23 protein-coding genes and 1 tRNA gene are annotated in these 25822 nt (G+C 74.0%); 13 read left to right on the top strand and 11 right to left on the bottom strand.

What is annotated here, in order from left to right; genetic code table 11:
* Positions 1-244: 244 nt before the first annotated feature.
* A complete protein-coding gene (locus ABT014_RS08370) occupies positions 245-1372 on the bottom strand; it encodes a ThiF family adenylyltransferase (RefSeq protein WP_350637879.1) in 1128 nt (375 codons plus the stop codon).
* Between the two features lie 282 nt (positions 1373-1654).
* On the opposite strand from ABT014_RS08370, the gene ABT014_RS08375 reads away from it, so the two are divergent.
* Positions 1655-2368 carry a M48 metallopeptidase family protein gene (locus ABT014_RS08375; RefSeq protein WP_350637880.1) on the top strand — a complete coding sequence of 238 codons (714 nt, stop codon included), beginning with the start codon at positions 1655-1657 and terminating at the stop codon, positions 2366-2368.
* 92 nt (positions 2369-2460) lie between these two features.
* Here the strand turns inward: ABT014_RS08375 and ABT014_RS08380 are convergent, their stop codons facing one another.
* Entirely contained in the window at positions 2461-3045 is a 585-nt protein-coding gene (locus ABT014_RS08380; RefSeq protein WP_350637881.1) for an NUDIX hydrolase, read from the bottom strand.
* Positions 3042-4619, bottom strand: coding sequence for a zinc-dependent metalloprotease (locus ABT014_RS08385; RefSeq protein WP_350637882.1), 1578 nt, complete (start codon positions 4617-4619; stop codon positions 3042-3044). Before ABT014_RS08385 ends, ABT014_RS08380 begins: the two co-directional genes overlap by 4 nt.
* Before the next feature lie 190 nt (positions 4620-4809).
* On the opposite strand from ABT014_RS08385, the gene ABT014_RS08390 reads away from it, so the two are divergent.
* The 4 genes from ABT014_RS08390 (at position 4810) to ABT014_RS08405 (ending at position 8019) form a co-directional block, all read left to right on the top strand.
* On the top strand, positions 4810-5958 hold the full coding sequence (locus tag ABT014_RS08390; RefSeq protein WP_502894899.1) for an NAD-dependent epimerase/dehydratase family protein: 1149 nt from the start codon (positions 4810-4812) through the stop codon (positions 5956-5958).
* Positions 5959-6079: 121 nt separating this feature from the next.
* Positions 6080-6520 carry a molybdenum cofactor biosynthesis protein MoaE gene (locus tag ABT014_RS08395; protein WP_350637884.1) on the top strand — a complete coding sequence of 147 codons (441 nt, stop codon included), beginning with the start codon at positions 6080-6082 and terminating at the stop codon, positions 6518-6520.
* Between the two features lie 204 nt (positions 6521-6724).
* Positions 6725-6907, top strand: a complete 183-nt coding sequence (locus ABT014_RS08400) for a hypothetical protein (RefSeq protein WP_350637885.1) — start codon at positions 6725-6727, stop codon at positions 6905-6907.
* 47 nt (positions 6908-6954) lie between these two features.
* The gene (locus tag ABT014_RS08405) at positions 6955-8019 is read left to right on the top strand and encodes a YlbL family protein (protein WP_350637886.1); all 1065 of its coding nucleotides are present in this window, start codon (positions 6955-6957) and stop codon (positions 8017-8019) included.
* Positions 8020-8105: 86 nt separating this feature from the next.
* Here ABT014_RS08405 and ABT014_RS08410 read toward each other — a convergent pair whose 3' ends face one another.
* Entirely contained in the window at positions 8106-8684 is a 579-nt protein-coding gene (locus tag ABT014_RS08410; RefSeq protein WP_350637887.1) for a PPA1309 family protein, read from the bottom strand.
* 182 nt (positions 8685-8866) lie between these two features.
* Between ABT014_RS08410 and ABT014_RS08415 the strand changes: the two genes are divergently transcribed.
* The 3 genes from ABT014_RS08415 to ABT014_RS08425 all read left to right on the top strand — a co-directional run bounded on the left by ABT014_RS08415 (position 8867) and on the right by ABT014_RS08425 (position 14334).
* Positions 8867-11860 carry a UPF0182 family membrane protein gene (locus tag ABT014_RS08415; RefSeq protein WP_350637888.1) on the top strand — a complete coding sequence of 998 codons (2994 nt, stop codon included), beginning with the start codon at positions 8867-8869 and terminating at the stop codon, positions 11858-11860.
* Positions 11861-11916: 56 nt separating this feature from the next.
* Positions 11917-11990, top strand: a tRNA-Met gene (locus ABT014_RS08420).
* A 340-nt stretch (positions 11991-12330) separates the two neighbouring features.
* Positions 12331-14334 (top strand): tetratricopeptide repeat protein, encoded by a 2004-nt coding sequence (locus tag ABT014_RS08425; RefSeq protein ID WP_350637889.1) that lies wholly within the window; start codon positions 12331-12333, stop codon positions 14332-14334.
* A 106-nt stretch (positions 14335-14440) separates the two neighbouring features.
* Here ABT014_RS08425 and ABT014_RS08430 read toward each other — a convergent pair whose 3' ends face one another.
* Complete coding sequence (locus ABT014_RS08430) at positions 14441-14857, bottom strand: Fur family transcriptional regulator (RefSeq protein ID WP_350637890.1); 417 nt, start codon at positions 14855-14857, stop codon at positions 14441-14443.
* A gap of 102 nt (positions 14858-14959) precedes the next feature.
* Here ABT014_RS08430 and ABT014_RS08435 point away from each other — a divergent pair, with 102 nt between their 5' ends.
* Entirely contained in the window at positions 14960-16438 is a 1479-nt protein-coding gene (locus ABT014_RS08435) for a catalase (RefSeq protein ID WP_350637891.1), read from the top strand.
* A 113-nt stretch (positions 16439-16551) separates the two neighbouring features.
* On the opposite strand, the gene hisN is transcribed toward ABT014_RS08435, so the two are convergent.
* The 5 genes from hisN to ABT014_RS08460 all read right to left on the bottom strand — a co-directional run bounded on the left by hisN (position 16552) and on the right by ABT014_RS08460 (position 21037).
* Positions 16552-17349 carry a histidinol-phosphatase gene (gene hisN, locus ABT014_RS08440; RefSeq protein ID WP_350637892.1) on the bottom strand — a complete coding sequence of 266 codons (798 nt, stop codon included), beginning with the start codon at positions 17347-17349 and terminating at the stop codon, positions 16552-16554.
* A gap of 79 nt (positions 17350-17428) precedes the next feature.
* Positions 17429-17752: a DMT family transporter gene (locus tag ABT014_RS08445; RefSeq protein ID WP_350637893.1), complete on the bottom strand. Its 324-nt coding sequence runs from the start codon at positions 17750-17752 to the stop codon at positions 17429-17431.
* Positions 17753-17868: 116 nt separating this feature from the next.
* Positions 17869-18924: a ribosome small subunit-dependent GTPase A gene (rsgA, locus tag ABT014_RS08450; RefSeq protein WP_350637894.1), complete on the bottom strand. Its 1056-nt coding sequence runs from the start codon at positions 18922-18924 to the stop codon at positions 17869-17871.
* Positions 18925-18940: 16 nt separating this feature from the next.
* The gene (gene aroA, locus ABT014_RS08455; RefSeq protein WP_350637895.1) at positions 18941-20260 is read right to left on the bottom strand and encodes a 3-phosphoshikimate 1-carboxyvinyltransferase; all 1320 of its coding nucleotides are present in this window, start codon (positions 20258-20260) and stop codon (positions 18941-18943) included.
* 63 nt (positions 20261-20323) lie between these two features.
* Positions 20324-21037, bottom strand: a complete 714-nt coding sequence (locus tag ABT014_RS08460; protein ID WP_350637896.1) for a M50 family metallopeptidase — start codon at positions 21035-21037, stop codon at positions 20324-20326.
* Between the two features lie 240 nt (positions 21038-21277).
* Here ABT014_RS08460 and ABT014_RS08465 point away from each other — a divergent pair, with 240 nt between their 5' ends.
* From ABT014_RS08465 to rsrA, 4 genes are all read left to right on the top strand, one after another.
* Positions 21278-22030: an SOS response-associated peptidase gene (locus ABT014_RS08465; RefSeq protein ID WP_350637897.1), complete on the top strand. Its 753-nt coding sequence runs from the start codon at positions 21278-21280 to the stop codon at positions 22028-22030.
* Positions 22031-22076: 46 nt separating this feature from the next.
* Positions 22077-22730, top strand: a complete 654-nt coding sequence (locus ABT014_RS08470; protein ID WP_350637898.1) for an alpha/beta hydrolase family protein — start codon at positions 22077-22079, stop codon at positions 22728-22730.
* A 362-nt stretch (positions 22731-23092) separates the two neighbouring features.
* Entirely contained in the window at positions 23093-23776 is a 684-nt protein-coding gene (locus tag ABT014_RS08475) for a sigma-70 family RNA polymerase sigma factor (RefSeq protein WP_350637899.1), read from the top strand.
* The gene (gene rsrA / locus ABT014_RS08480; protein WP_350637900.1) at positions 23773-24114 is read left to right on the top strand and encodes a mycothiol system anti-sigma-R factor; all 342 of its coding nucleotides are present in this window, start codon (positions 23773-23775) and stop codon (positions 24112-24114) included. The genes ABT014_RS08475 and rsrA overlap by 4 nt, the downstream gene beginning before the upstream one ends.
* A gap of 128 nt (positions 24115-24242) precedes the next feature.
* Here the strand turns inward: rsrA and ABT014_RS08485 are convergent, their stop codons facing one another.
* A complete protein-coding gene (locus ABT014_RS08485) occupies positions 24243-25520 on the bottom strand; it encodes a carbohydrate-binding protein (RefSeq protein WP_350637901.1) in 1278 nt (425 codons plus the stop codon).
* Positions 25521-25822: the final 302 nt, after the last annotated feature.

Here is a 25822-nt window from a genome sequence, read left to right on the forward strand (position 1 = left end):
AATCCGGACTGCCGTTCGGTCCGTCAGGTCCGCCGGCGGACGGCGGGCGCGGGGCGGTGGCGGGCGGACCCGGCGCCGGTCGGGCGGGCCGTGGCGGGCGCGGGGGTCGGCGCGGGGCCGGGGCGGGTACGCCGTCGCACGGTGGTGGGTCGGGGCGCGTGCTGCCTGGCGCGCGCCATCCGGGCGCGTCGGTCCCGCCCGGCGGCCTGCCGCTGCCCTCGGCGGCCCGCCGAGGGCAGCGGTGTCATCCACCGCGGACCGTCCCGGCCGGGCCCGGCCGGGCCAGCGGCAGCGACTGCCAGTGGCAGCCGCAGTCCGGATGGCCGGGCAGCCGCAGCCGCCGCACCATGCCGTCGGCGGCCGAGATCTCGCACCAGCCGTCCACGCTCGGCGGCAGCACGCCGTCCAGGTAGAGCTCGACGTGCAGGGCGGCCAGCCCGGCGACGGCGGTGGCCAGGGCGCTGTCGCAGGCGGGGCTGCGGGCCCGGCCCGGGCCGTCGTCCGCGAGCTGGGCGAGCAGTCTCGGCCAGGCCTCGTCCTCGTCCGTCCGGGCCAGTGTGGCGCAGCTGCCGCAGGCCGACGCGCCGGGCACCACCAGCGGGCCGACCACCCCGAGGTGCTCCAGCACCCCCGCGTACAGGTGCGGCCGGCCGGCCCGCATCAGCTCCTGGGCCTCGGCCGCCAGCCCGGTGAAGGCGCCGCTGCCGCTGCGCGGTGCCAGCACCACCAGGGTCGGCGGGCCGGCCGGTCCGGCCCCGGGGCGGCGGCGCCGGTCGGTCGTGGCGGCCCCGGCCGACCGGTGCACCAGCTCGCGGGCGGCCGTCGCCCGCAGCCGTCCGATCTCGGTCGGCGGGAAGCCGGCCGGGGCGCAGTCCCGGGCGGAGACCCGGCCGCGGTCGGACACCGTGACCGTGCCGATGCCGCCGGCGGCCAGCACCGCGGCGAGGGCGGCGCCGACCCGGCCGGCGCCGCGCACCTCCACCCGGGCGAGCGCCCGGCCCTGCAGCACCTCGGCGGCCTCACCGGGCTCCGGGTGGACCAGGGAGAGCGAGGCGAGGTCGGGCCCCAGCAGCTCCTGGCGAGGGCGCGGGTGGCGGCCCAGCGCCTGTTGGAGCGCGTCGGCGTCGTCCAGCAGCTCGCTGCGGGCCAGCGACTCGAGTATCGCGTTGCAGTACTCCCGGTCGAGGCCGAGGCGTTCGCCGGCGGCCAGCAGGGTGGGGCCGTCCCGACTGCCGTCGATCAGCTCCAGGAAGGCGGCCACCGCGCGGTCCACCGACTCGACCACCCGGGCGTGCCGGCGGACGGCACCGAACTGCAGGGTCTCCCGGTCGCGCCAGAGCCGGGCGAGCGCAGGCTTGAGCATCGGACGCATCGCTGCCTCCAGGGCCGTCGGACACCAGGGCCGGGCGCCCTGGTGCGAGCAGCATGGCGGAGCGGGCGCCGGGCGGGAATCCGGTTGTCCACAGGGCCGGGCATACGGTCCGACCAGCTGTATGCACAGCCTGTGGACAACGTCCTGGGCCCGCCGCCCGCCCGATCGGGTCGCCCCGGTGAGACTCCGGCCACGACTGCGGACTTCTGTCGGCACCTCGGGGTAACGTCCTGTGCCGTGACAGCCGAACGGGATTTCCAGCGGTCGGCGTCGCGTCGGCGTGTGCGGCCGGCCTCCGGGGCAGGGGTCGCGGCGCCCGGCGCGCGCGGCCGTCCAGCCGCAGGCCCCGCCCAGCGCCCGGCCGAGCCCAGGCCGCCCGCGGACGCCGCGCCCACCCCGGCGCCGGCGCCCGCCCACCGGCCCGACGTCGAGGTCCGGCGCAGCGCCCGGCGCAGCCGTACGGTCTCCGCGTACCGCGAGGGCGACCGGACGATCGTGCTGATCCCGGCCCGGATGTCGCACGCCGAGGAGCAGCGCTGGGTGGCCCAGATGCTGGACCGGCTGGCCGCGCAGGAGAGCCGCCGCACGCTGGGTGACGACGCTCTGGAGGCCCGGGCGCGGGAGCTGTCGCGGACCTACCTGGGCGGTCGCGCCGTGCCGGGCCAGGTCCGCTGGGTCACCAACCAGAACTCCCGCTGGGGCTCCTGCACGCCGAGCGAGCGCACCATCCGGCTCTCCCACCGGCTGCAGGGGATGCCCGAGTACGTGGTCGACTACGTGCTGCTGCACGAGCTCGCCCACCTGCTGGTGCCCGACCACGGGCCGCGGTTCTGGGCGCTGCTGGAGAGCTATCCGCGCACCGAGCGGGCCAGGGGTTACCTGGAGGGGGTGGCCGGCGCGGCCCGGCTGCCGCACATCCCGGGGGCGCGGACCGGCCCCGGGCACCCGGGCGAGCCGGCCGAGGACCTCGACGGCAGTCGCGAGACCTGCGGCTGAGCGCGGGCTGGGCCGACCGGCCGAGCACCGCCCGACCGGCCGAGCACCGACCCGGCGGGACCAGGTGGGTGCTCAGCCGGCCGGTCGGCCGGTCAGCCGTGAGCCGTCAGCCGCCGGGCGATCGCGACCAGCTCGCGCACCGAGCTGTCGGTCTGCTCGGGCAGCCCGTCGAGGTCGAACCAGCGCAGGTCCAGCGACTCCTCGCTGATCAGCTCCCGCGCCCCGGCCGGTGCCAGGGCCACGTACTGGACGTCCAGGTGGGTGTTGTCCGGCCGGTCCTTGCCGGCGCACCGGACGGCGTGCCGGTCGAGCTTGACCGGGGCGGGCCGGCCGTCGACGGCCAGCAGCGTCAGGTCGGGGATGCCGGACTCCTCGGTGGCCTCGCGCAGCGCCGCCGCCGCGAGGTCCAGGTCACCGGGCTCGCAGTGGCCGCCCATCTGGAGCCAGCGGCCGACCTTGGGGTGCAGGGTGAGCAGCACCCGGCCGCCCGTGAGGTCCAGCACCAGGGCGCTGGCGGTGATGTGGGCCGGCCGGCAGGCCCGCCACATGCCGTCGGGGTGCGCGGCGAGGTGGTCGAGGTAGTCCTGCCGCAGCGCCTCCTGGCCGGCGTCGCCGCCGGTCCAGGTGGTCAGCGCGCGGACCGCGTCGGCGTGCAGCGAGGTGTCCGCGATCGTCATGCCTTCGGGCCCTCGCCGTCGCCCTCGGCGTCACCTGCGGTGTCGTCCTTGCCGTCGGTCCGGGGCTTGTCGCCCTGGCTCTCACCGGTGCCGGTGGCGGTGTCCGTGCCCTCGCCGCTCTCGGTGCGGCCCTTGGCGGCGTCACCGAGCAGCTTGTCGAAGGCGTCGAAGTCGATGCCGCCCTCCAGGCCCTCGTCGGCCGGGCGGTGGACGAAGCCGTCCGGGTCGTCCAGGTCGGCGGCGGTGGGGAGCATGTCCGGGTGGCTCCACAGGGCGTCCCGGCCCTCGATGCCCCGGGCGTCGGCCAGCGAGGCCCACAGCCGGGAGGCGTCCCGCAGCCGGCGCGGGCGCAGCTCCAGGCCGACCAGGGTGGCGAAGGTCTGCTCGGCCGGCCCGCCGGTGGCGCGGCGGCGGCGCAGGGTCTCGCGCAGCGCGCCGGACTGCGGCAGGTGCGGCTCGGCGGCGGTGTGCACGACCGCGTCCACCCAGCCCTCGACCAGCGCGAGCGCGGTCTCCAGCCGGGCCAGCGCGGCCTTCTGTTCGGGGGTGTCCTCGGGCTGCAGCAGGCCGCCGGCCAGGGCCTCCTGGAGCGCCTCCGGGTTGGCCGGGTCGAGCTGGCCGACCAGCTCCTCCATCCGGGAGCTGTCGACCTTGATGCCGCGGGCGTAGGCCTCGACCGCGCCGAACAGGTGCGCCCGCAGCCACGGCACGTGGGCGAACAGCCGCTGGTGGGCGGCCTCGCGCAGGGCCAGGTAGAGCCGGACCTCCTCGGCGGGCACGCTCAGGCCGTCACCGAACTCGGCGATGTTCTGCGGCAGCAGGGCGGCCTTGCCGGCCGGGGCGAGCGGCAGGCCCACGTCGGTGGAGCCGAGCACCTCGGCGGCCAGCGCGCCGAGCGCCTGGCCGATCTGGGTGCCGAACATCGCCCCGCCCATCGAACGCATCACGCCCAGCAGCGGCCCGGCCATCGCCTGCATCTCGGCGGGCAGCACCCCGCCCATCGCGTTCCCGACCCGCTCGGCGACCGGGTCCACCAGGTCCTTCCAGACCGGCAGGGTGGCCTCGATCCACTCGGCCCGGCTCCAGGCCACGGCGGTGTTGGCGCCGGCCGGGAACTCGGTGGCGGAGTCCAGCCAGAGTTCGGCCAGCCGGACCGCGTCGGCGACGGCGGTGCGTTCGGCGGCGCCGACCGAGCGGTCCTTGCTGCGACCCTCGGGCTGCTCGGCGACCACGGTCTGGCGGGCGATGTCCTTGGCGAGGTCCCAGTTGACCGGCCCGCCCTCGAACGAGAGCATCTGGCCGAGCTGCTGGAACGCCGCGCCCAGGTCGTTGGGGTTGAGGTTGCCGAGCATCGCACCGAACGGGTTGTCGCCGGCCGGGCCGCCGGGGGCGCCCATGCCGAACAACGCGCCCAGCGGGTTCCCCGGGCCGAAGCCGAACGGCTGCTGGGGGGTACCTTCCGAGGGGGAGCCCTGGTCCTGGCCGCCGCTGTCCTGGCCGCTCTTTTCGGGCTTGCCCTTGCCGTCCTCAGGCTCCTCGGGCGTGTTGGAGAATCCGAAGGGGAGGTCGCTCACGGGGTCCTCGATCTGGTCGGCCGTCACGGGGTGGTGTGGCGGGGGGAAACGTCGCACCCGCGGCGGCGGGCGGGGCAATGGTCTCGCGGCCTGACCGCGCCGGGTGCACCGCTGGGCCCGCGCCTCGGGCAGGATGGACCGTACGTGACACTCGTACGTACGCACATAAGCTAACCGTGGAGGATGGTCGGTGAGTTCCCCGCCTTCGGACGTTCGCTCTGGGCTGACCGGAGATGAGGACGCCCCTGTCACCACGGGTTCGCCGTCTCCAGCCTACGGCGGTCGGCCGCTCACCGTGGCGGTCACCGGCGCGGCCGGTGTGCTCGGTGAGCGGGTCGCCGCACGGCTGGTGGCCTCGCCAGCGGTGCGCAAGGTGCTCGCGGTCGACGACCGGCGCGGCGAGGTGCCCGGCGCCCAGTGGCGGGTGCTGGACATCCGCGACCCGGCGGTGGCCGAGCGGCTGGCCGGCGTGGACGTGGTGGTCCACCTGGCGATGGACCTGGGGATGGAGTCGGACCCGCGCGCCCGGAGCGCGTACAACGTGAGGGGCGCGCAGACGGTGGTGACCGCCGCTGCGGCCGCCGGCGTGCACCGGGTGGTGCTGTGTACCTCGGCGATGGTCTACGGAGCCCTCGCGGACAACGAGGTGCCGCTCGCCGAGGACTCCGAGCTGCGCGCCACCGAGGAGGCCTCGCTGGTCGGTGACCTGCTGGAGATCGAGCGCCTGGCCCGCCGGGCGCCGCGCGCCCACCCGGGCCTCCAGGTCACCGTGCTGCGCCCGGCCGTGGTGGTCGGCCCCGGTGTCGACACCGTGCTGACCAGGCATTTCGAGGCGCCGAGGCTGCTGGTGGTGGCCGGCTCCCGCCCCTGCTGGCAGTTCTGCCACGTGGACGACCTGGCGGCCGCGCTGGAGTACGCGGCGCTCGGGCTGGTCGAGGGCGAGGTGACGGTCGGCTGCGACGGCTGGCTGGAGCAGGAGGACGTGGAGACGCTCTCCGGGATCCGGCGGATGGAGCTGCCCGCCTCGCTGGCCCTGGGGACCGCGGCCCGGCTGCACCGGCTGGGTCTGACCCCGGCCCCGGCCGGCGACCTGGCGTACACCATGTACCCCTGGGTGGTGTCCGGCAGCCGGCTGCACGAGGCGGGCTGGCGGCCCGTCTACAGCAACGAGGAGGTGCTGGCCGAACTGCTGGCCCAGGTCGCCGGGAAGCACGCGGTGGCCGGTCGGCGGCTCGGCGGCAAGGAGGCGGCGACCAGCCTGGGCGCGGCCGGTGCGACGGTGGCGCTGGTGGGTACGGCGGCGCTGGTCCGCCGGGCGCGCAAGCGGCGCCGCTTCTGATCGCCGCCGACCTCGGCCTTCCGCAGGGGCTGCGCACCGCATTACCGCGATGCGAAATTTCCCAATCGTGATGCGGAAGGGCCTTGTCCTCCGGTACCCGGCATGGGCAATCATGGGGAGCATGTCCGAGAACCACGACCCGATCCGCCTGCTCGCGATCCGCGAGACCCCGCTCTCGCTCGACGAGGTCTACGAGGCGGTCGGCGACGACGCGGCCGGCGGCACCACCGTGTTCGTCGGGACGGTGCGCGACCACGACGGCGGCAAATCGGTCGCCGCGCTGGAGTACAGCGCCCACCCGACGGCCGAGCGCGAGCTGCGCCGGATCGCCGAGAAGATCGTGGCGGACTTCCCGGTCCGGGCGCTTGCCGCGGTGCACCGGGTCGGCCGGCTGGAGATCACGGACAAGGCCGTGATCGTCGCGGTCTCCTGCCCGCACCGGGGCGAGGCCTTCGCCGCCGCCCGCCGGCTGATCGACGACCTCAAGCACGAGGTGCCGATCTGGAAGCACCAGGTGTTCGCGGACGGCGAGGAGGAGTGGGTCGGCGCCGGCAGCTGCTGACCCGCCCCGGACCGCTCCCGGACCGGCCCGGACCGCCGCCCGGCCCGCATGCTCCCACCCGGCTCACCCTTTCGGCCCAGCTCCCGGCACGGGTTCCCCCGTGCTGGTGAGCCGGACGCCGCCGCCGTAACCCGGATGCCGCCGTGGCCGTTCTCCACCGGGCGGCTAATCTGCTCATAGACACGACGAGCTGGGAGTACGGACATGGCTGCGCTCGCCTGGTTGATCATTCCGGTCGCCGCCCTGCTGCTGGGCACCCTCTGGGCCCTGTGGGCCGCCCGGTCCCCGCGGGCCACCGCGGATCCGGCCTCGCTCGCCGAGCACGAGCGGTTCCGGGCCGCGATGGAACGCAGTACCGCCGCCGACGCCCGTCGCGGCGGACGGTAGTCCGGCCCCGCCCGCGGCCGGTCACCCGCTTCCCGTACTGTCGAGCCATGCCACGCCGCTCCGCGACGATGCTCGCCGCCACCCTGCTGCTGATAGGCCTGCTCTGTGCCTCGGTCGTGATGAAGGTCCCGTACACCGAGATGAGCCCGGGGCCGACGTACAACACCCTCGGCGTGCAGGAGAAGACCGGGGAGCCGGTGATCAGCATCACCGGGCACGAGACCTACCCGACCACCGGTCACCTCAACATGACCACGGTCCAGGTCACCGGCGCCAAGTACCAGCCGAGCCTGGTCTCCGCGGTGGTCGGCTGGCTGCGGGACGACGTGCTGGTGGTGCCGCACGACAACGTCTACCCCAAGGGCCAGACGGACAGCGAGGCGCAGCAGCAGAACGCGGAGGAGTTCGCCTCCTCCGAGGACAGCGCGAAGACCGCCGCCCTGACCCAGCTGGGCATCCCGGTCGGCGCGCAGGTGATCGTGGCCTCGGTCGCGGCGGGCGGGCCGTCCGAGGGCAAGCTGCACGCCGGGGACCGGATCCTCGCGGTGGACGGCACGGCGGTGACCACCGCGGCCGGGGTGGCGGAGCAGGTCACCAAGCACAAGCCGGGCGAGACCACGGTGTTCACGGTCGTCCCGCGCGGCGCGGCCGACGGTGACCGTGCCGAGGTGGCCATCACCACGGCGCAGGCGCAGGGCTCGGACCGGGCGATCGTCGGCATCGTGCCGGGGATCGACCACACCTACCCGTTCAAGATCGACATCGGGCTGCAGGACGTCGGCGGCCCCAGCGCCGGCCTGATGTTCGCGCTCGGCATCGTCGACAAGCTCACCCCGGACGACCTCACCGGCGGCAAGTTCGTGGCCGGTACGGGCACCATCGCCGACGACGGCAAGGTCGGGCCGATCGGCGGCATCCAGATGAAGCTGATCGCGGCCCGCAACAAGGGCGCCCAGTACTTCTTCACCCCGGCCGACAACTGCTCGGAGGCCGTCCAGGGCACGCCGGGCGGCCTCACCCTGGTCAAGGTGGACACCCTGGCGGACGCGCTCAAGGCACTGGACGGGATCCGCTCCGGGCAGACCTCCGCGCTGCCGGCCTGCCCCCGCTGAACCGCGGGGCGCGCCGAGTCCCCGTCCTGTCCGGCCTCGGCCGTCCCACCGGGCCGCCCCTGGCAGCCCGGTGGGACGGCCGGCGGTCAGGAGAAGGTGGCGAGCAGCGCCTCGGTCAGCCCCGGCACCAGGTCGGGGCCGGTCAGCACCTCGCGCGCGACGTCCTTCTCGCGCAGCCGCAGGGCGATCTCCCGGGAGCCGTCGCGCAGCACCGCGGCGGTGATCCGGACCTCCTGGCGGGCCGGGTGGTTGGCCACCCAGTCGGCCAGCTCGGCCTCGGTCGCGTTCTTCGGGCGGGACTGCTCGGCGCCCGGCGGGAGCATCAGGCGCTCGACCACCAGCGCGCAGCCCACGACCTGGTCCGGCCAGGCGATGGTGCCGAGGAACTTGTCCAGCGCCGTGCCGGCCGGCAGCTCCTCCTGCTCGACCGGGGTGAGGCCGGCGCTGTCGCCGTCGGTCAGGCCGAGCTGCTTGGCCAGTCGCGGGTCGGCCTTGCGCAGCTTCGCGGTGTCCACCAGGGCGAACAGGCGGGCCGGGAGGTCCCAGCCGAGGGTGGCGGCGTACTCGTCGATCTCCAGCGCGGCCCGGGTGAGCGGGGTCGCGGCGGGAGGCAGGCCGGCGGCCTCGGACGGCGTGCCGGAGGGGGTGTTGTGGGCATCGGACATGCCCCAATCCTCACACGGGGCCGGGCGGCCGGTGGCCCGCCGGGCCGCGGGCCGGGTCCGGTGACGGTGCGATCTCGTTCCCAACCGTGGGAACTCCGGTAAAGACCGATTAAGTTGCACTGGAGTCCGACCCCTCACGAAGTCCACGACACAACAGCAGAGGTGCCACCTTGGTATTCCAGATGCCGGATCGCCCGGGCCCGGGGTTCCGTGCCCGAGTCGGTCCGCCCTCCCGTCGCACCAAGGTGCTCCTGCTCACCGCGGGCGTACTGGCCCTGCTGTTCGTGCTGTTCGTGATGTTCTCCGGACTCTGGACGGACTGGCTCTGGTTCAAGTCGGTCCGCTACTCCTCGGTGTTCACCTCGCAGCTGTGGACCAAGGCCGGCCTGTTCGCGGTCTTCGGCCTGCTGATGGCCGTGATCGTGGGCGCCAACCTCTGGCTGGCGTACCGGCTGCGCCCGCCGCTGGCCGCGATGTCGGTGGAGCAGCAGAGCCTGGACCGCTACCGGATGGGCGTCGCGCCGTACAAGAAGTGGCTGCTGATCGGCGTCTCGCTGCTGATCGGGCTGGTCGCCGGCGCCGCCGCCTCCGGGCAGTGGCGGACCTGGATGCTGTGGACCAACGAGACCTCGTTCGGGGTCAAGGACAGCCAGTTCCACCTGGACGTCTCCTTCTACGCCTTCGAACTGCCCTGGTACGAGTTCCTGCTGGGCTTCGCGTTCAGCGCGGTGATCGTCTCGCTGCTGGCCTCGCTGCTGGTGCACTACCTGTACGGCGGCCTGCGGCTGCAGGGTCCCGGCCGGCGCGCCAGTGCCGGTGCGCAGGGCCACCTCGCGGTGCTGCTGGGCGTGTTCGTGCTGCTGAAGGCGGTGGCGTACTGGCTGGACCGGTACGCGCTGGCGGTGAAGTCCGGCTCGTACAAGGGCGTGGACGGCTGGACCGGCCTGCGCTACGTGGACGCCAACGCCTTCCTGCCGGCCAAGAACATCCTGTTCTTCGTCGCGATCATCTGCGCCCTGCTGTTCTTCCTGACCCCGGTCCGCCGCACCTGGGCGCCGGCGCTGATCGGCTTCGGCCTGATGGCGCTGTCGGCCGTGCTGATCGGCGGGGTCTACCCGGCGATCGTGCAGCAGTTCCAGGTCAAGCCGAACGAGCAGGCCAAGGAGACGCCGTACATCCAGAAGAACATCGACGCCACCCGCCAGGCGTACGGCATCGCGGACAGCCAGACCCAGAGCTACGAGCCGAAGGGCACCACCAGCGCGGACGCGCTGAAGCCGGACGCCCAGACCATCGCCGACATCCGCCTGCTGGACCCGAACGTGGTCGCGCCGACCTTCCAGCAGAACGAGGCGCTGCGTAAGTACTACGGCTTCCCGAAGACCCTGGACGTGGACCGCTACGGCCCGCAGGACACCGTGGTCGGCGTGCGCGAGCTGGACCTCGGCGGGGTGCAGCAGCGCAACTGGATCAACGACCACTTCAAGTACACCCACGGCTACGGCCTGGTGGCCGCCAAGGGCAACCAGGTCGACGCGCTGGGCAACCCGGTCTACACCGAGTCCTCGCTGCCGACCACCGGCACCCTCGGCGACTACCAGCAGCGGGTCTACTACGGCGAGAAGACCAGCACCTACTCGATCGTCGGCGGCACCAACGAGGAGATCGACTACACCTCGGAGTCGGGCGCCGCGGAGACCTACAAGTACACCGGCGGCAGCGGCGTCTCGCTGAACAACCCGCTGACCAGGGCCGCGTACGCGGTGAAGTTCGCCGAGCCGCAGATCCTGTACTCGGGCGCGATCGCCGACGGCGCCAAGGTGATCTACGACCGCACCCCCAAGGAGCGGGTCGAGAAGGTCGCGCCCTGGCTGTCGATCGACGCCGACCCGTACCCGGTGGTGCAGGACGGCAAGCTGGTCTGGGTGCTGGACGGTTACACCACCTCGGACGGCTTCCCGTTCTCCTCCAAGACCACCCTGGGCGACGTCACCAAGGACTCGCTGACCGACCAGCGCGGCCGCACGCTGACCGCCGTCAACACGGTCAACTACATCCGCAACTCGGTGAAGGCCACCGTCGACGCCTACACCGGCGACGTCACCCTCTACCAGTGGGACGACGCCGACCCGGTGCTGAAGACCTGGATGAAGGCCTTCCCCGGCACGGTCCGGGCCAAGAGCGAGATCCCCGCCACGCTGATGCCGCACCTGCGGTACCCGCAGGACCTGTTCAAGGTCCAGCGCGACCTGCTCTCGCAGTACCACATGACCGACGCCGGCGGCTTCTTCAACGGCACGGACATCTGGCAGGTGCCGGTCGACCCGACCACCAACACCGGTGAGGTGCAGCCGCCGTACTACCTGACCCTGCGGATGCCCGACGCCCAGGCGGCCAACTTCTCGCTGACCACCAGCTTCGTGCCCAGCGGGCGGGACAACCTGGCGGCCTTCATGGCGGTCAGCGCGGACCCGGGGCCGGACTACGGCAAGATCCGGATCCTCAAGGTGCCCAGCGGTTCGGGCGCGCTCGGACCGAAGCTGACCCAGGCGAAGTTCAACTCCGACCAGTCGGTGGCCAACCAGCTCACCCTGCTGCGCACCGGCACCGACTCCGACATCGAGTACGGCAACCTGCTGACCCTCCCGGTCGGCGGCGGCCTGCTCAACGTCGAGCCGGTCTACCTGATCGGCCGCGGCGCCCGGGTGCCGGTGCTGAAGAAGGTCCTCGCGGTGTACGGCAACGACAACGTCGCGCTGGAGGACACCCTGGAGAAGGCGCTCGCCAAGGTGTTCGGCAACGCGGCGGCCGGGACCCCGACCACCCCGACGGCGCCCACCACGCCCACCACCCCCGGCACCACCACGCCGGGCACGCCGACCACGCCCACCCCGGGCACCGGGGCCGACCCGGTGGTCACCCAGGCCATCCAGGACGCCCAGAAGGCGTACAACGACAGCCAGGAGGCGTTGAAGAACGGCGACTGGGCCAAGTACGGCGAGGCCCAGAAGGCGCTCCAGGACGCGATCAACCGGGCCGCCGCGGCGCAGCAGAAGCCCGGCTCCACGCCGGCGCCGGCGCCCTCGCCGAGCGCCCCCGCCACGCCGGGCGCGACGGCCGGTGCGACGGCCGGTGCGACGCCGAGCGCCGCACCCTCGCCGTCGGCCTCCGGCTGAGCTGCGGCAATCGATTGATGATCTGCCCCGCGTCCGTGCTACTGTTCAGGTACCGACGCGGGGTGGAGCAGCTCGGTAGCTCGCTGGGCTCATAACCCAGAGGTCGCAGGTTCAAATCCTGTCCCCGCTACTCAGTAGCCGAAGGCCCGGAGGATCCAGAATCCTCCGGGCCTTCGCCGTGTGTCGGGCAAAGGGGTGATCAACTCCGGTACGATGCCTGACCGGGGTTTGTGGGGGGCAGGTGTCGGGAAATCGACAAAGCGCTGAAGCAATCTCGCCGGGCTTCGGCCCCGCCCCGCCAAATTCGGCCGGGGCAGGTGTACGCGGGTTGCGGGTGATGCGACGATGGAGCACATGGGGGACGCAGTACGGCCGTTGACGCGCCGTCGACCCGGTCACGCCCCCCGGAGCTCCCCCCGGTCGAAGGCCGGGGGAGGATGCCGCAGCACTCTGGGGGAGCGGGAGTCGGCATGAAGCTGATCGGCAGGAACGAGCGAGGAGCGGGGATCGCGGCCGACCGCGACGCGGACCGCGGCCGGGCCGCCGCCGCGCGCGTGATCGAGGCGGACACCGAGGGCTGGGCGATCGGCCCGGACGACACGCACACCGCTCTGCCCGCCCAGCGCGCCACCGCCCGCACCGCCCCCAGGCCGGAGGGCTACGGCCCGGAGAGCCTGGTGCACGTCTCCGCGCAGCAACTCGTCGACGCCATCGGTGCCTACGTGCCCGGCGCCGGGCCGGCCGGCCCCGCCGCGGGCGAGGACGCCGACCCGGACGCCACCAGCTTCGAGAGCGCGCTGGCCGCACGCGAGCAGGCCGCCCTGGAGTCCCGCCACCGCCGCGCGGCGGACGCCGGCGACCCGAACGCCGCCAGCCAGCTCGGCGCGCTGCTGCTGCGCCGCGGCGACCTGGCGGACGCGGAGCCGTACCTGCGCACCGCCGCCGCGGCCGGGCTGCGGGCCGCCGCCAACAACCTGGGCGTGCTGCTGCACCAGCAGGGCCAGCGGGCGGAGGCCGCCCAGTGGTGGCGCCAGGCGGCGGTGGCCGGCAGCGCCCCGGCGGCGCACGCGCTCGGGCTGCAACTGCGCGACCAGGGCGAGGAGGAGGCGGCCGAGTACTGGCTGCACTTCGCGGCCGAGCACGGCCACCCGCTCGGGGCGTACGCGCTGGGCGATCTGATGGAGCACCGGCGCGACGTGCGCGCCGAGCGCTGGTTCAAGGCCGCCGCCGACGCCGGCCACCGGGAGGCCGCGTACCGGCTGGCCCGGATGCGCGAGGCCGCCGGCGACAAGGAGACCGCCGAGACCTGGTACCGCACCGCCGCGGCGCGCAGCCATGCCCGCGCGGCGCTGCGGCTCGGCGTGCTGCTGGAGGAGCGGGCCCAGGAGGACGCGTCCCTGGTCGAGGAGGCCGCCCGCTGGTACCGGCAGTCGGCCCAGAACGGCGAGGCCCGGGCGGCCTGCGCGCTGGGCTTCCTGCTGCGCGACGCCGGCGACCTGACCGCGGCCGCCGAGTGGTGGCAGGAGGCCGCCGAGGCGGGCGACGGCACGGCGGCCAACGCGCTCGGGGCGCTGCACGCGGGCCGCGGTGCCCAGGCCGAGGCCGAGCGCTGGTACCGGGTGGCGCTGCAGGCCGGCGACCACAACGGCGCCTTCAACCTCGGCCTGCTGTGCGCGGGGGCGGGCCGCGAGGCGCAGGCCGAGCAGTGGTACCGCCGGGCCGCGTACGCGGGGCACCGGGAGGCCTGCAACGCGCTGGCGGTGATCCTGCTCCAGCGCGGCGACGAGTCCGGGGCCGAGCCGTGGTTCTCCAAGGCCGCCGAGGCCGGCAGCGTGGACGGCGCCTTCAACCTCGGCGTGCTGCACGCCGGGCGCGGCGACCAGCAGCAGGCGCACGAGTGGTACGCGCGCGCCGCCGCGGAGGGGCACGGCGAGGCCGCGCTCCAGCTGGCGGTGGCCCAGGAGCAGCGCGGCCACCTGGCCGCGGCGCTGGAGCGCTACCGGCAGTCGGCGGCCGGCGGTTCGGCCGAGGGCGCGTTCCGGCTGGCCTCGGTGCTGGACCGGCGCGGTGACGCGGACGCGGAGGCCGAGCACTGGTACGCCACGGCGGCCGACGCCGGGCACCGCCGGGCCCAGGTCCGGATGGGCGTGCGGGCGGCCGAGCGCGGGGCACTGGAGATCGCCGAGAGCTGGTACCGCCGGGCGGCGGAGGCGGGCAGCCGCAGCGCGGCCTTCAACCTGGGACTGCTGCTCGCGCGGCAGGACGCGGAGCCCGAGGCGGTGCTCTGGTACACCCGGGCCGCGGACGCCGGGCACGGGCGGGCGGCGCTGCGGCTGGCCCTGCTGGCGCTGCGCCGGGGCGAGCCGGTGCAGGCGGAGAACTGGTGCCGCCGGGCGGCGGAGTACGGGCCGGCCGAGGTCGCGGAGCGCGCCGGCCGGCTGCTCGGGGCGTTGCACGCCGAGCTGAGCGCCTGACCACAGGCCCGGCCCGGGGTGCCCGGCGAGCGGGTGTCCGGCGACGGCTGTGCGGCGACGGCTGTGCGGTGACCCGGCTGTGCGGTGATCGGCGCCGGGCGGCGGCTCAGCGGCCGGCGCAGTCCGGGCAGAGGCCGCGGTAGGTGATCTCGGCGCCCGAGATGACAAAGCCGAAGCGCTCGCCGGCCGGAAGTGCGTCGAGTGGATCACCCTGGGGGTGGACGTCGCGGATGGCGCCGCAGCCCGAGCAGACCAGGTGCTGGTGCGCGTGGTGGGCGTTGGGGTCGTACCGCTTGGCCCGGCCGTCGGTGGCGACCTCCAGGACCTCGCCGAGGCCGACCAGTTCGCCCAGCGTGTTGTAGACGGTGGCCCGGCTGATCTCGGGCAGTCGCTCGACCGCGCGGGCGTGCACCTCGTCGGCGGTGAGGTGCACGTGCTCGCCGTCGAGGACCTCGGCCACGACGCGCCGCTGCGAGGTCAGCCGCCAGCCGCGGGTCCGGAGTCTTTCCAGCAGGTCACTCATGGCCCAAGGGTAAGGCACGCTCTCATCCAGGATTGATTCTTGACTTGGACAATGTCCAAGCTAGGATCGATTCGACTCGAACGGACCACGCGGAGGCACGCCATGACCACCCAGGACCACCTGCGGCCCATCCTCACCACGGAGGCCGGCGCACCCGTCGCCGACAACCAGAACACCGAGACGGCCGGCGCGGGCGGCCCGGCGCTCCTCCAGGACCAGCACCTGTTCGAGAAGCTCGCCCACTTCAACCGCGAGCGCATCCCGGAGCGCGTGGTGCACGCCCGCGGCGCCGGCGCCTACGGCACCTTCACGGTCACCGCCGACGTCACCCCGTACACCCGGGCGGCGTTCCTGTCCGAGGTCGGCAAGCAGACCGAGACCTTCCTGCGGTTCTCCACCGTGGCGGGCAACCTGGGCTCCGCGGACGCCGTCCGCGACCCGCGCGGCTTCGCGCTGAAGTTCTACACCGAGGACGGCAACTACGACCTGGTCGGCAACAACACGCCGGTCTTCTTCATCAAGGACGCCATCAAGTTCCCGGACTTCATCCACACCCAGAAGCGCGACCCGTACACCGGCTCCCAGGAGGCCGACAACGTCTGGGACTTCTGGGGCCTGTCGCCGGAGTCCACCCACCAGGTGACCTGGCTGTTCGGCGACCGCGGCATCCCCGCCACGCTGCGCCACCTGAACGGCTACGGCTCGCACACCTACCAGTGGCAGAACGAGGCCGGCGAGCACTTCTGGGTGAAGTACCACTTCAAGACCGACCAGGGCATCCGCAACCTCACCCAGGCCGAGGCCAACGCGCTCGCCGGTGAGGACCCGGACAGCCACCAGCGCGACCTGCGCGAGGCGATCGAGCGCGGCGAGTTCCCGAGCTGGACGGTGCAGGTGCAGATCATGCCCGCCGCCGACGCCGCGACCTACCGCTTCAACCCGTTCGACCTCACCAAGGTCTGGCCGCACGCCGACTACCCGCCGATCGAGATCGGCCGCCTGGAGCTCGACCGCAACCCCGACAACGTGTTCGCCGAGGTCGAGCAGTCGATCTTCTCCCCGGCGCACTTCGTGCCCGGCATCGGCCCGTCCCCGGACAAGATGCTCCAGGGCCGGCTGTTCGCGTACGCGGACGCCCACCGCTACCGGGTCGGCATCAACGCCGACCACCTGCCGGTGAACCGCCCGCACGCCGCCGAGGCGCGCACCAACCACCGGGACGGCCACCTCTACGACGGCCGCCACGGCCGGCAGAAGAACTACGAGCCGAACAGCTTCGGCGGCCCGGTCCAGACCGGCCGCCCGCTCTGGTCCGCCCTCCCGGTCACCGGCGCCACCGGCACCCACGAGGCGCCCTCGCACGCCGAGGACGACGACTTCGTGCAGGCCGGCGCCCTCTACCGGCTCTACTCCGAGGACGAGAAGCAGCGCCTGATCGCCAACCTGGCCGGCTTCATCGCCAAGGTCTCGCCCGACCGCGAGGACATCGTCGAGCGCGCGGTCGAGAACTTCCGCCGCGCCGACGCCGACTACGGCCGCCGGCTGGCGGAGGCCGTCCGCACGCTGCGCAAGCAGCGGTAGCGGCCCGCCCCGGCGACCGGGCGCCGAAGCACCCGCGGGCCCGGGGGGATCACCGCATCCCCCCGGGCCCGCGGCCACGTCACCGGGCGCCCCGGCCCGCAGGCCGGTCCGGCTCAGACGCTGAGCCGGCGCAGCGCCTCCTCGTGCAGCAGCCCGTTGCTGGCCACCGCGTCCGCGCCGTTCGGCCCGTCGAAGCCGTCCAGACCGGTGAACCGGCCGCCCGCCTCCTGCACCACGATGCACGGCGCCGCCATGTCCCACAGGCTCAGCTCGGGCTCGGCGGCGATGTCCACGGCGCCCTCGGCGACCATCATGTAGGACCAGAAGTCCCCGTACGCCCTGGTCCGCCAGCAGGCCCGGGTGAGGTCCAGGAACGGGTCGAGCCGCCCGCGCTCCTCCCAGCCGGTCAGCGAGGAGTAGGAGAGCGAGGCGTCGGCGAGGTCGGCCACGCCCGAGACCGAGATCCGGCTCGCCTTGGCGAGGCTGCGGCCGGCGTACGCGCCCAGCCCCTTCGCCGCCCACCAGCGGCGGTTCAGCGCGGGGGCGGAGACGATGCCCACCACCGGCTGCGCCTCGCCGTCCACGCCCTCCTCCAGCAGCGCGATCAGGGTGGCCCAGACCGGCACCCCGCGGACGTAGTTCTTGGTGCCGTCGATCGGGTCGATCACCCAGCGCCGCGGGCCGCTGCCCTGCAGGCCGTACTCCTCCCCGAGCACCGCGTCGCGCGGCCGGGCGCGCTGGAGCACGCTGCGCACCAGCTCCTCGGCGGCCTTGTCGGCGTCGCTCACCGGGGTCAGGTCGGGCTTGGTCTCGACCTTGAGGTCCAGGGCCTTGAAGCGCTCCATGGTGACGGAGTCGGCCGAGTCGGCGAGGACGTGGGCAAGGCGGAGATCGTCGTGGTAGTCGGCCATGCCCGAACGATAGCGAGCCGCCCGCCCTCCCGGCACCACGGCTCGCACAGCGGACGCCCCGGCCCCGGCCGCGGCCGGGTCAGTGCCCGCTGCCGCTGATCTGGAGCCCCACCACGCCGGCGATCACCAGGCTGATCGAGACCAGCTTCAGGGTGCTGCTGGACTCGTCCAGGAAGACCATCCCGTACACGGCGGTGCCGGCCGCGCCGATGCCGGTCCACACCGCGTAGGCGCTGCCGACCGGGAGGTACTTCAGCGAGAGGGTGAGCAGGCCGAAGCTGCCCAGGGCGAAGGCGCAGAACGCGATCGTGGGCCCGAGCTTGGTGAACCCGTGGCTCAGCTTGAGGTTGACCGCGAAGCCGGTCTCCAGCAGACCGGCCAGGATCACCATGGCCCATGGCATCGAGCTGACTCCCTGCCACCTGGTGGTGCCGGACCGGACGGTCCGACCTCCTTATGATCACCAGCGTGGCGGCCGCTGACACCTCCGACCGGCCGAACGGTGTTCGGCGGCGCCGGTCAGTCCCCTTCGCCGGCCTCGCGGGTCGACAGCAGCCGGCGCAGCGAGTACAGCCGGGCCGGATCGGCGTGACCGTCCGCCACCCAGGCGTCCAGGGCGCAGTCCTGCTCGTCGTGGCTGCACGCGCGGGGGCAGTCGACGGTGCCCGGCTCCAGGTCCGGGAAGGCGAGGATCACCCGGGACGGGTCGATGTGCGAGAGCCCGAAGGAGCGGAAGCCCGGGGTGTCGATCACCCAGCCCGGGTCGAGCGCCTTCTTCGAGCCGGGCTTCGCCCCGGGCGGCGGGGGCAGCCGCAGCGCCAGCGCCGAAACCGTGGTGTGCCGGCCCCGGCCGGTCACCGCGTTGACCACGCCGGTGGTCCGCTGCCGGTCCGGCACCAGCGCGTTGACCAGGGTGGTCTTGCCGACGCCCGAGTGCCCGATGAAGACCGTGGAGCGCCCGCGCAGGTGCTCGCGGACCGCCTCCGCGCCCGCCGTCGCCAGCTCGTCCCGCCGGGTCACCACGTACCGGATGCCCAGCGGGGCGTACGACTCCAGCAGCGGCGCGGCCGGCGCCAGGTCCGACTTGGTGAGCACCAGCAGCGGCTCCATGCCCGCGTCGTACGCGGCGACCAGGCAGCGGTCGATCAGCCGGGGCCGCGGCTCCGGGTCGGCCAGCGCGGTGACGATGGCCAGCTGCTGGGCATTGGCGACCACGATCCGCTCGTACGGGTCGTCGTCGTCGGCGGTGCGCCGCAGGACCGAGCTGCGCTCCTCGACCCGGACGATCCGGGCCAGCGTGTCCGGCTCGCCGGAGAGGTCGCCGACCACGTGGACCACGTCGCCGACCACCACGCCCTTGCGGCCCAGCTCGCGCGACTTCATCGCGGTGACCTGGCGCTCCTGCTTGGTCCCCGCGTCCACCAGGCAGGTCAGCCGACCCCGGTCCACGGTGAGGATCATCGCCGTGGCGGCGTCCTCGTGCTTGGGCCGGATCCGGGTCCGCGGCCGGGAGCCCTTGCGGCCCGGGCGGTTGCGGATGTCGTCCTCGTCGGCGTCCTTGCCGTAGCGGCGCATGCGGTCCCCCTCCCCGTCAGCTCTGGCCCAGCAGGTCGGCCCACATCTGCGGGAAGTCCGGGAGGGTCTTGGCGGTGGTCGCCACGTTCTCCACCTCGACGCCCTTGACCGCGAGGCCGAGCACGGCGGCGGCGGTGGCCAGCCGGTGGTCCTCGTAGGTCTGGAAGACGCCCCCGTGCAGGGTGCGCGGGCGGATCCGCAGGCCGTCCTCGGTCTCGGTGACGTCGCCGCCGAGGTCGTTGATCTCCTTGGCGAGTGCGGCGAGCCGGTCGGTCTCGTGCAGCCGCAGGTGGGCGATGCCGTAGAGGTGGGACTCGGAGTCGGCCAGCGCCGCCACGGCGGCGATCACCGGGGTGAGCTCGCCGACGTCGTGCAGGTCGGCCTCGATGCCCTGGATCCGGCCGGTGCCGGTGAACTCCAGGCCCTCGTCGGTGAACCGGCAGCTGCCGCCCATCCGGGTGTAGATCTCGCGCAGCTGGTCGCCCGGCTGGTAGGTGTGCCGGGGCCAGTCGCGGACGGCCACCCGGCCGCCGGTGACCAGGGCTGCGGCGAAGAACGGGGCGGCGTTGGAGAGGTCCGGCTCCACCACCAGGTCGCGGCCGATCAGGGCGCCGGGGGTGACCCGCCAGACGTCCTTCTCACCGCCGTCCTCGGGGGCGTCCACCTGGCCACCGGCCTTGCGGACCATGTCCACCGTCATCCGGATGTGGGGGAGCGAGGGGACGCTGCCGCCGGTGTTCCGGATCTCCACGCCGTTGTTGTAGCGGGCGCCGGAGAGCAGCAGGGCGCTGATGAACTGCGAGGAGGAGGACGCGTCCAGCTCCACCGGGCCGCCGTCCAGCGAGCCGGTGCCGTGCACGGTGAGCGGGAAACCGCCGCGGCCGCCGTCGTCGATGCGCGCCCCGAGGGCGCGCAGCGCGTCGATCACGCCGTGCTGGGGGCGCTCGTAGCACCGGGGGTCGCCGTCGAAGTGCACCGCGCCGTCGGCGAGCACCGCGAGCGGGGGCAGGAAGCGCATCACGGTGCCGGCGTTGCCGACGTCCACCTGGGCGGGGCCGCGCAGCCGGCCGGCCGGGATGACCCGCCAGGCCTCGCCGCCGCCGGTGCCGCCGCTGGCCGCGTTGACCGTCTCCTCGATGCCGACGCCCAGCGCCCGCAGGCCGTCCGCCATCAGCTGGGAGTCGCGGCTGCGCAGCGGGCGGCGGACCCAGCCCGGGCCGTCGGCGAGCGCCGCCAGCACCAGCGCGCGGTTGGTCGCGGACTTGGAGCCGGGGATGGTCACGGTCGCGTCGACGGCGGCGGTGGCGACGGGGGCGGGCCACAGGGAGTCGGTCATGCGGCAAGTCTAGGGGTGGTGGGTGTACCCGCCGGTGCGGCGTCCGGGGCGCGGCGGGGGCGCTCAGCGGGTCGGCCACTCCAGCAGCCAGCCGCCGCCGATCAGCAGGCAGACCAGGGCGATCACCAGGAACAGGGTCACCCACAGCAGCGCGCCGACCCCGGTCAGCCGGGCCAACTGGTCGGCGTCCGAGTCGGGCGCCCCGCCGTGGCGGCGCTTGCGCTGGAGCTCGACCACCGGCCGGACGCCGGCCAGCAGCAGGAACCAGATGCCGAGGTAGGCGAAGGCCGCCTGGAGCTGGTCGCCGCCGTACCAGGAGACCAGGACGAAGGCGGCCCCGGTGACCACCACGGAGAGCACCCCGAAGGCGTTCCGGATCATGATCAGCATGCCGGCCAGCAGCAGGATGGCGATCCACAGCAGCGCGGTGATCCGCCCGGCGGCCAGCAGGGCGGCCCCGCCCAGGCCCAGCAGCGAGGGCGCGGTGTAGCCGGCCGCGGCGGTGAGGATCATGCCGGGGCCGGTGGGCGGGCCGGAGGAGAGGGTCAGCCCCGAGGTGTCGGAGTGCAGCCGGATGCCCGACAGCCGGCGCCGGGTGAGCAGCGCGACCAGGCCGTGGCCGCCCTCGTGCGCGATGGTCACCACGTTGCGGCTGAGCCGCCACGCCGGGCCGGGCAGCACGGCGAGCAGGGCGACCCCGGCGGTGGCCAGCGCCAGCCAGCCCGGGGGCAGCGGTTGCGGGTCCACCACCCGGTGCCACACGTCCGCGTAGTCCATCCTCACCACCCGTCCCTCAGGTCCGCTGCCGGACCGGCAGCCTCCCATGCCAGGACGGCCCGGCGGTAGCGTCCGGTTCTCCGTCAGGTTTCTCCGTCCGTTCTCCGGACGGTTCCGCGCCGGTGCTCCGGCCGGCTCCGGGTCCGGTGCCCCGCCCAGTCCGCCCCGGTGCTCGACCGGCCGGTCCCGACCGGTGGAAGGCCGCCGTGGCGGGCCGGCGGGCGTGGCAGAGTGATCCCCATGTGCGGTCGATTCGCCTCCTCCACCAAGCCGGAGGACCTGGTCGAGATCTTCGGGGTGGGGCAGTGGGACCCGGCCGAGACGCTCGCCCCGAGCTGGAACGTGGCCCCCACCGATCCGGCCTTCGTGGTGCTGGAGCGCACCCCCCGGGGCGGCGGCGGGCCGCCGGTGCGCCAGCTGCGGGTGCTGCGCTGGGGGTTGGTGCCGGCCTGGGCCGTGTCCCCGGACACCGCGGTCAAGATGATCAACGCCCGGGCCGACACCGTGCACGAGAAGCCGGCCTACCGCCAGGCCTTCGCCGCCCGCCGCTGCCTGGTCCCGGTCGACGGGTACTACGAGTGGCAGTCCATACCCGGGGCCAAGGGCCGGGCGGGCAAGCAGCCGTACTTCGTCTCCCGGGCCGACGGCGGTGTCCTCGCGCTGGCCGGCCTGTACGAGTTCTGGCGCGACCGCACGGTGCCCGGCGACCACCCGGACGCCTGGCGGGTGACCTGCACCGTCGTCACCACCGAGGCGGAGCCGCTGCTGGCGCCGATCCACGAGCGGATGCCGCTGTTCCTCGACCCGGGCGGCTTCGACGCCTGGCTCGACCCGGCCCGCACCGACCCGGACGAGCTGCGCTCGCTGCTGGTGGCGCCCGGCCCCGGCGCGCTGCGGGTGCACCCGGTCGGCGCGGCCGTGGGCAACATCCGCAACAACGGTCCCGAGCTGGTCCGCGAGCCGACCGACGAGGACCGCACCACGCTCTTCTGACCCGCTGCGCCCCTCGCGCAACCGATCCCGATCCCCGGAGCCCCGCGTGCAGACCCTGGTCCCCACCCCCGCCGGCGACGCCCGGATCACCCTGTTCGAGGCGGCCGGCCGCCCGCGCGCCCGGCTCGCCCTCGGCCACGGCGCCGGCGGCGGGATCGAGGCGGCGGACCTCCAGGCGCTGGCCGCCGCGCTGCCGCCGCTCGGCTTCACCGTCGCCCTGGTCGAGCAGCCCTGGCGGGTGGCCGGCAAGAAGCTGGCCCCGCCGCCCCGGACGCTGGACGCGCTCTGGCTGCCGGTGCTGCCCGAACTCGCCGCGGACGGCGTGCCGCTGTACGTCGGCGGCCGCAGCGCGGGCGCCCGGGTGGCCTGCCGGACCGGGCTGGCGAGCGGCGCGGCCGGGGTGCTGGCGCTGGCCTTCCCGCTGCACCCACCGGGGCGGCCGGAGAAGAGCCGGGCGCAGGAACTGCTGGACACCGGCCTGCCCACGCTGGTGGTGCAGGGCGGCGCCGACACCTTCGGCGGCCCGGCCGAGTTCCCGGCGCTGCCGGCGGGCCACCGGCTGGTGGAGGTGCCGGAGGCGGGCCACGGGTTCAAGGTGCCCAAGCGGGCGGCGCTCGGCCGGCCGGAGGTCCTCGCCCTGATCACCGACGCCGTCGGCGGCTGGCTCACCGAGCTGACCGGGCCCGGCGGGCGGCCCTGACCGGACACCGAAGGCGAGCCGGACGGGAAGTGTCGACGGGACGTGGCCGCGGTCACCGTCCGTGGCCGGGAATGCGGGCCGGGGTCCGATGGTTGACCCCACCGTCAGCACAGTCCCGGTGGAAGGTGGCCCAGCCCATGGGTTCGATCGCGTGCCCCGAGCGGCCGGAGGAGCGAGCGGTGCCAGGTGCGCTCGTTCCCGACTGGTCGGAGTGGCTTGTCGCGGGCGAGAAGCTCGTGAGCCCGATATCCTCCATCTCGGGTCGGCCCACCGTGGGCCGGGCCCGCAGTGCCGAGGAGGTGGGTCCGGTCGTCGCGACCGATGACGAGTCCGTACCGGAGGTGGGCGGTCCGGTTGAGGGCGTGCCCGCCGGCGAGGCGCTCTCCGGTGACGAGCTGGCCGAGGCGATCGGTGAGGACACCTTCCGGGTCTCCGCGGACGAGAGCGAGGAGGCACGGCGCGACCGCTTCGAGCGGGACGCGCTGATGTACCTCGATCCGATGTACTCGGCGGCGCTGCGGATGACCCGCAACCCGGCCGACGCGGAGGACCTGCTGCAGGAGGCGTTCGCCAAGGCGTACGCGTCCTTCCACCAGTTCCGCGAGGGCACCAACCTCAAGGCGTGGCTGTACCGGATCCTCACCAACACCTTCATCAACTCGTACCGCAAGAAGCAGCGCGAGCCCCAGCGGACCGCGGCGGAGGAGATCGAGGACTGGCAGCTGGCCCGGGCCGAGTCGCACATGTCGACCGGTCTGCGTTCGGCCGAGGCCCAGGCGCTCGACCACCTGCCGGACAGCGACGTGAAGGACGCCCTGCAGGCGATCCCGGAGGAATTCCGCATCGCGGTGTATCTCGCGGACGTCGAGGGCTTTGCCTACAAGGAGATCGCGGACATCATGGGTACACCCATCGGTACGGTGATGTCCCGACTGCACCGGGGCCGTCGCCAGTTGCGCGGCATGCTGGAGGACTACGCCCGTGACCGCGGGCTGGTCCCGGCGGGCAGTGGAGCAGGGCAGGAAGCGAAGGGCGCGGGCTCATGAGCTGCGGCGATCCGCACGACACCGAGTGTGGCGAGGTGCTCGACCACCTCTACGAATTCCTCGACAACGAGATGGCCGAGGGCGACTGCGCCAAGCTGCGGGTGCACTTCGAGGAGTGCTCCCCCTGCCTGGAGAAGTACGGTCTCGAACAGGCCATCAAGGCGCTGATCAAGCGGTCCTGCGGCTGCGACGACACGCCGGTCGACCTGCGGACCAAGGTGCTGGCCAGGATCGACTCGATCCGGGCCGGCCAGCGGGCCGCGGCCGCCGCGGCCGCGCAGGGCGGTGACGGCCCGGCACCCGGGCACGGCGCCCCGGCGACCGCCGCGGCCGAGTAACAGCCGCAGCCCCTCGTCGCCGCGGACAACCGCGGACATCCGCGTACGGGCCGGCCCGGGATCTCCCGTGGCCGGCCCGCGGCGTTGTCCGGCGGTCGCGGCCGGTCGTCGCCGTTCGTGGCGGATCGTCAGCAGGGGCCGTCGTCGGCCCAGACGCCCCACTGGCCGCTGGCGGTCGGGACCTCGTTCAGCGTCCACCACTTGGCGTGGTAGTTGTGGCCCTGGTACGAGACCGCGTTGCCGTTGGTGTAGGTGGTGGTCGGGCTCCAGGCGGGCTGGGTGCAGTTGCCCTGCGGCGGGGTCTGGCTGGGGCTCGGGCTGCCGGGCGGCGGGCTGGTCGGCGGCGTGGTGGGCGGGGTCGCGCCGGCGAAGCGGACCGTGAACTTGGTGAAGTCCCAGTCGTTCTGGGCGACGCTGGAGCAGGAACCGGACAGGCCGGGGTCGACCGTGCCGGCGCACTGGCGGTCCCGGTTGACGGACCAGTAGGTGTAGCGGGCCAGCTTGTGCGCGGTGGCGAAGTCGAGCACGGTCTGGAAGTCCGCCTGCCGGAAGTACTCGGCGGCGTCGGTGCGGCCGTTCATCAGCGAGACGCCCTCGTGGGCGTAGGCGGTGGCCTCGTTCCAGCCGAAGGTGGTCTGCAGGATCTGGTTGAACTTCACCAGCGCGTCGGTCTGCGCGGACGCCCCGTTGAAGCCGCCGTCGAACGGCATGATCGAGAAGTTGTTCGGGGTGAAGCCCTGGGACTTGGCCTCGTTCAGCATCTGGGTCCCGAACCAGCCGGTGCCCGCGTTGGTGCCGGCCGTCGTGATCGACACGTACAGGCCCGGGTTGTCGCGCTGGAGGATCCGCGCCGCGCCGATCTCGTTGTGGATCGCCGCGGTGTTCTCGTACTCGGGCTCCTCCAGGTCGAAGTCGATCGCCTTCAGCTGGTACTTGGTGATCACCTTCTGGTACCCGGCGGCGGTCGCCTCCGGGGTGCCGCAGCTCTGGCCGAGCTTGTTGCCGCCGTAGCCGCCGACCGAGACCGAGACGTCGCCGCCCTTGGCGCGGATCTTCTGGATCACCGCGGGCATGGTGGTGTCGGTGTCGATCGAGGAGGTGCCGCCCCAGGCCGGCCGGCAGCCGCCGGCGTCCAGGATGAAGGCCAGCTGGAAGGCCTTCTGCCCGGTGGCGTCCATCACGGCGGCCGGGTCCGGCGGGCTGTTGTCCTCGGGCATCAGGTACGGCGCCGAGGCGTACCAGTTGCTGCCCAGCGCGTCGGTGGCGGCGAGCGCGTCGGTGCCGGTCGACAGCGCGACGACGCCTCCGGCGACCAGGCCGAGCGCGGCGGTGGCGACGGCCGCGAGGGTGCCCCGGCGGCTGCGGTGCCGGCCGGGGGCGGGGGAGCGGAGCCGGTTTCGTTCCATGGGAACCTCTCCGAGCGGGGGTGTGGGGGACCGCCCCGCGCGCACGGCGGCGGGGAGGCGGGTGGCGCGGTACGCGGGTTGGGGGCCCCGGGCGCGGACCGGGCTGCTCCATAAAATGGACTGGACCACATGCGGGGGTCAAGAGCGCGGCCAAGGCTTGGGCTTCTCTTAAGGTGGGGCTCGGGAAAGAACGTCAACTGGGCGCCACGGCCAGCTGTTTCACTCGTTCGGGTGAGCTGGGCTGGTGGCGACAGCGGCAATCCCGCATCGTGCGTCCGAGCCCTCCGGCCGCGCCCTATCCT

This window comes from Kitasatospora sp. NPDC094015, assembly GCF_040304075.1.
Taxonomy (GTDB): domain Bacteria; phylum Actinomycetota; class Actinomycetes; order Streptomycetales; family Streptomycetaceae; genus Kitasatospora.

Coding starts and splice junctions, on each gene's coding strand:
- ABT014_RS08370 (WP_350637879.1), bottom strand. CDS start 1,372: ATGCGTCCGATGCTCAAGCCTGCGCTCGCCCGGCTCTGGCGCGACCGG.
- ABT014_RS08380 (WP_350637881.1), bottom strand. CDS start 3,045: ATGACGATCGCGGACACCTCGCTGCACGCCGACGCGGTCCGCGCGCTG.
- ABT014_RS08395 (WP_350637884.1), top strand. CDS start 6,080: ATGTCCGAGAACCACGACCCGATCCGCCTGCTCGCGATCCGCGAGACC.
- ABT014_RS08400 (WP_350637885.1), top strand. CDS start 6,725: ATGGCTGCGCTCGCCTGGTTGATCATTCCGGTCGCCGCCCTGCTGCTG.
- ABT014_RS08405 (WP_350637886.1), top strand. CDS start 6,955: ATGCCACGCCGCTCCGCGACGATGCTCGCCGCCACCCTGCTGCTGATA.
- ABT014_RS08410 (WP_350637887.1), bottom strand. CDS start 8,684: ATGTCCGATGCCCACAACACCCCCTCCGGCACGCCGTCCGAGGCCGCC.
- ABT014_RS08415 (WP_350637888.1), top strand. CDS start 8,867: ATGCCGGATCGCCCGGGCCCGGGGTTCCGTGCCCGAGTCGGTCCGCCC.
- ABT014_RS08425 (WP_350637889.1), top strand. CDS start 12,331: ATGAAGCTGATCGGCAGGAACGAGCGAGGAGCGGGGATCGCGGCCGAC.
- ABT014_RS08430 (WP_350637890.1), bottom strand. CDS start 14,857: ATGAGTGACCTGCTGGAAAGACTCCGGACCCGCGGCTGGCGGCTGACC.
- ABT014_RS08435 (WP_350637891.1), top strand. CDS start 14,960: ATGACCACCCAGGACCACCTGCGGCCCATCCTCACCACGGAGGCCGGC.
- hisN (WP_350637892.1), bottom strand. CDS start 17,349: ATGGCCGACTACCACGACGATCTCCGCCTTGCCCACGTCCTCGCCGAC.
- ABT014_RS08445 (WP_350637893.1), bottom strand. CDS start 17,752: ATGCCATGGGCCATGGTGATCCTGGCCGGTCTGCTGGAGACCGGCTTC.
- rsgA (WP_350637894.1), bottom strand. CDS start 18,924: ATGCGCCGCTACGGCAAGGACGCCGACGAGGACGACATCCGCAACCGC.
- aroA (WP_350637895.1), bottom strand. CDS start 20,260: ATGACCGACTCCCTGTGGCCCGCCCCCGTCGCCACCGCCGCCGTCGAC.
- ABT014_RS08460 (WP_350637896.1), bottom strand. CDS start 21,037: ATGGACTACGCGGACGTGTGGCACCGGGTGGTGGACCCGCAACCGCTG.
- ABT014_RS08465 (WP_350637897.1), top strand. CDS start 21,278: ATGTGCGGTCGATTCGCCTCCTCCACCAAGCCGGAGGACCTGGTCGAG.
- rsrA (WP_350637900.1), top strand. CDS start 23,773: ATGAGCTGCGGCGATCCGCACGACACCGAGTGTGGCGAGGTGCTCGAC.
- ABT014_RS08485 (WP_350637901.1), bottom strand. CDS start 25,520: ATGGAACGAAACCGGCTCCGCTCCCCCGCCCCCGGCCGGCACCGCAGC.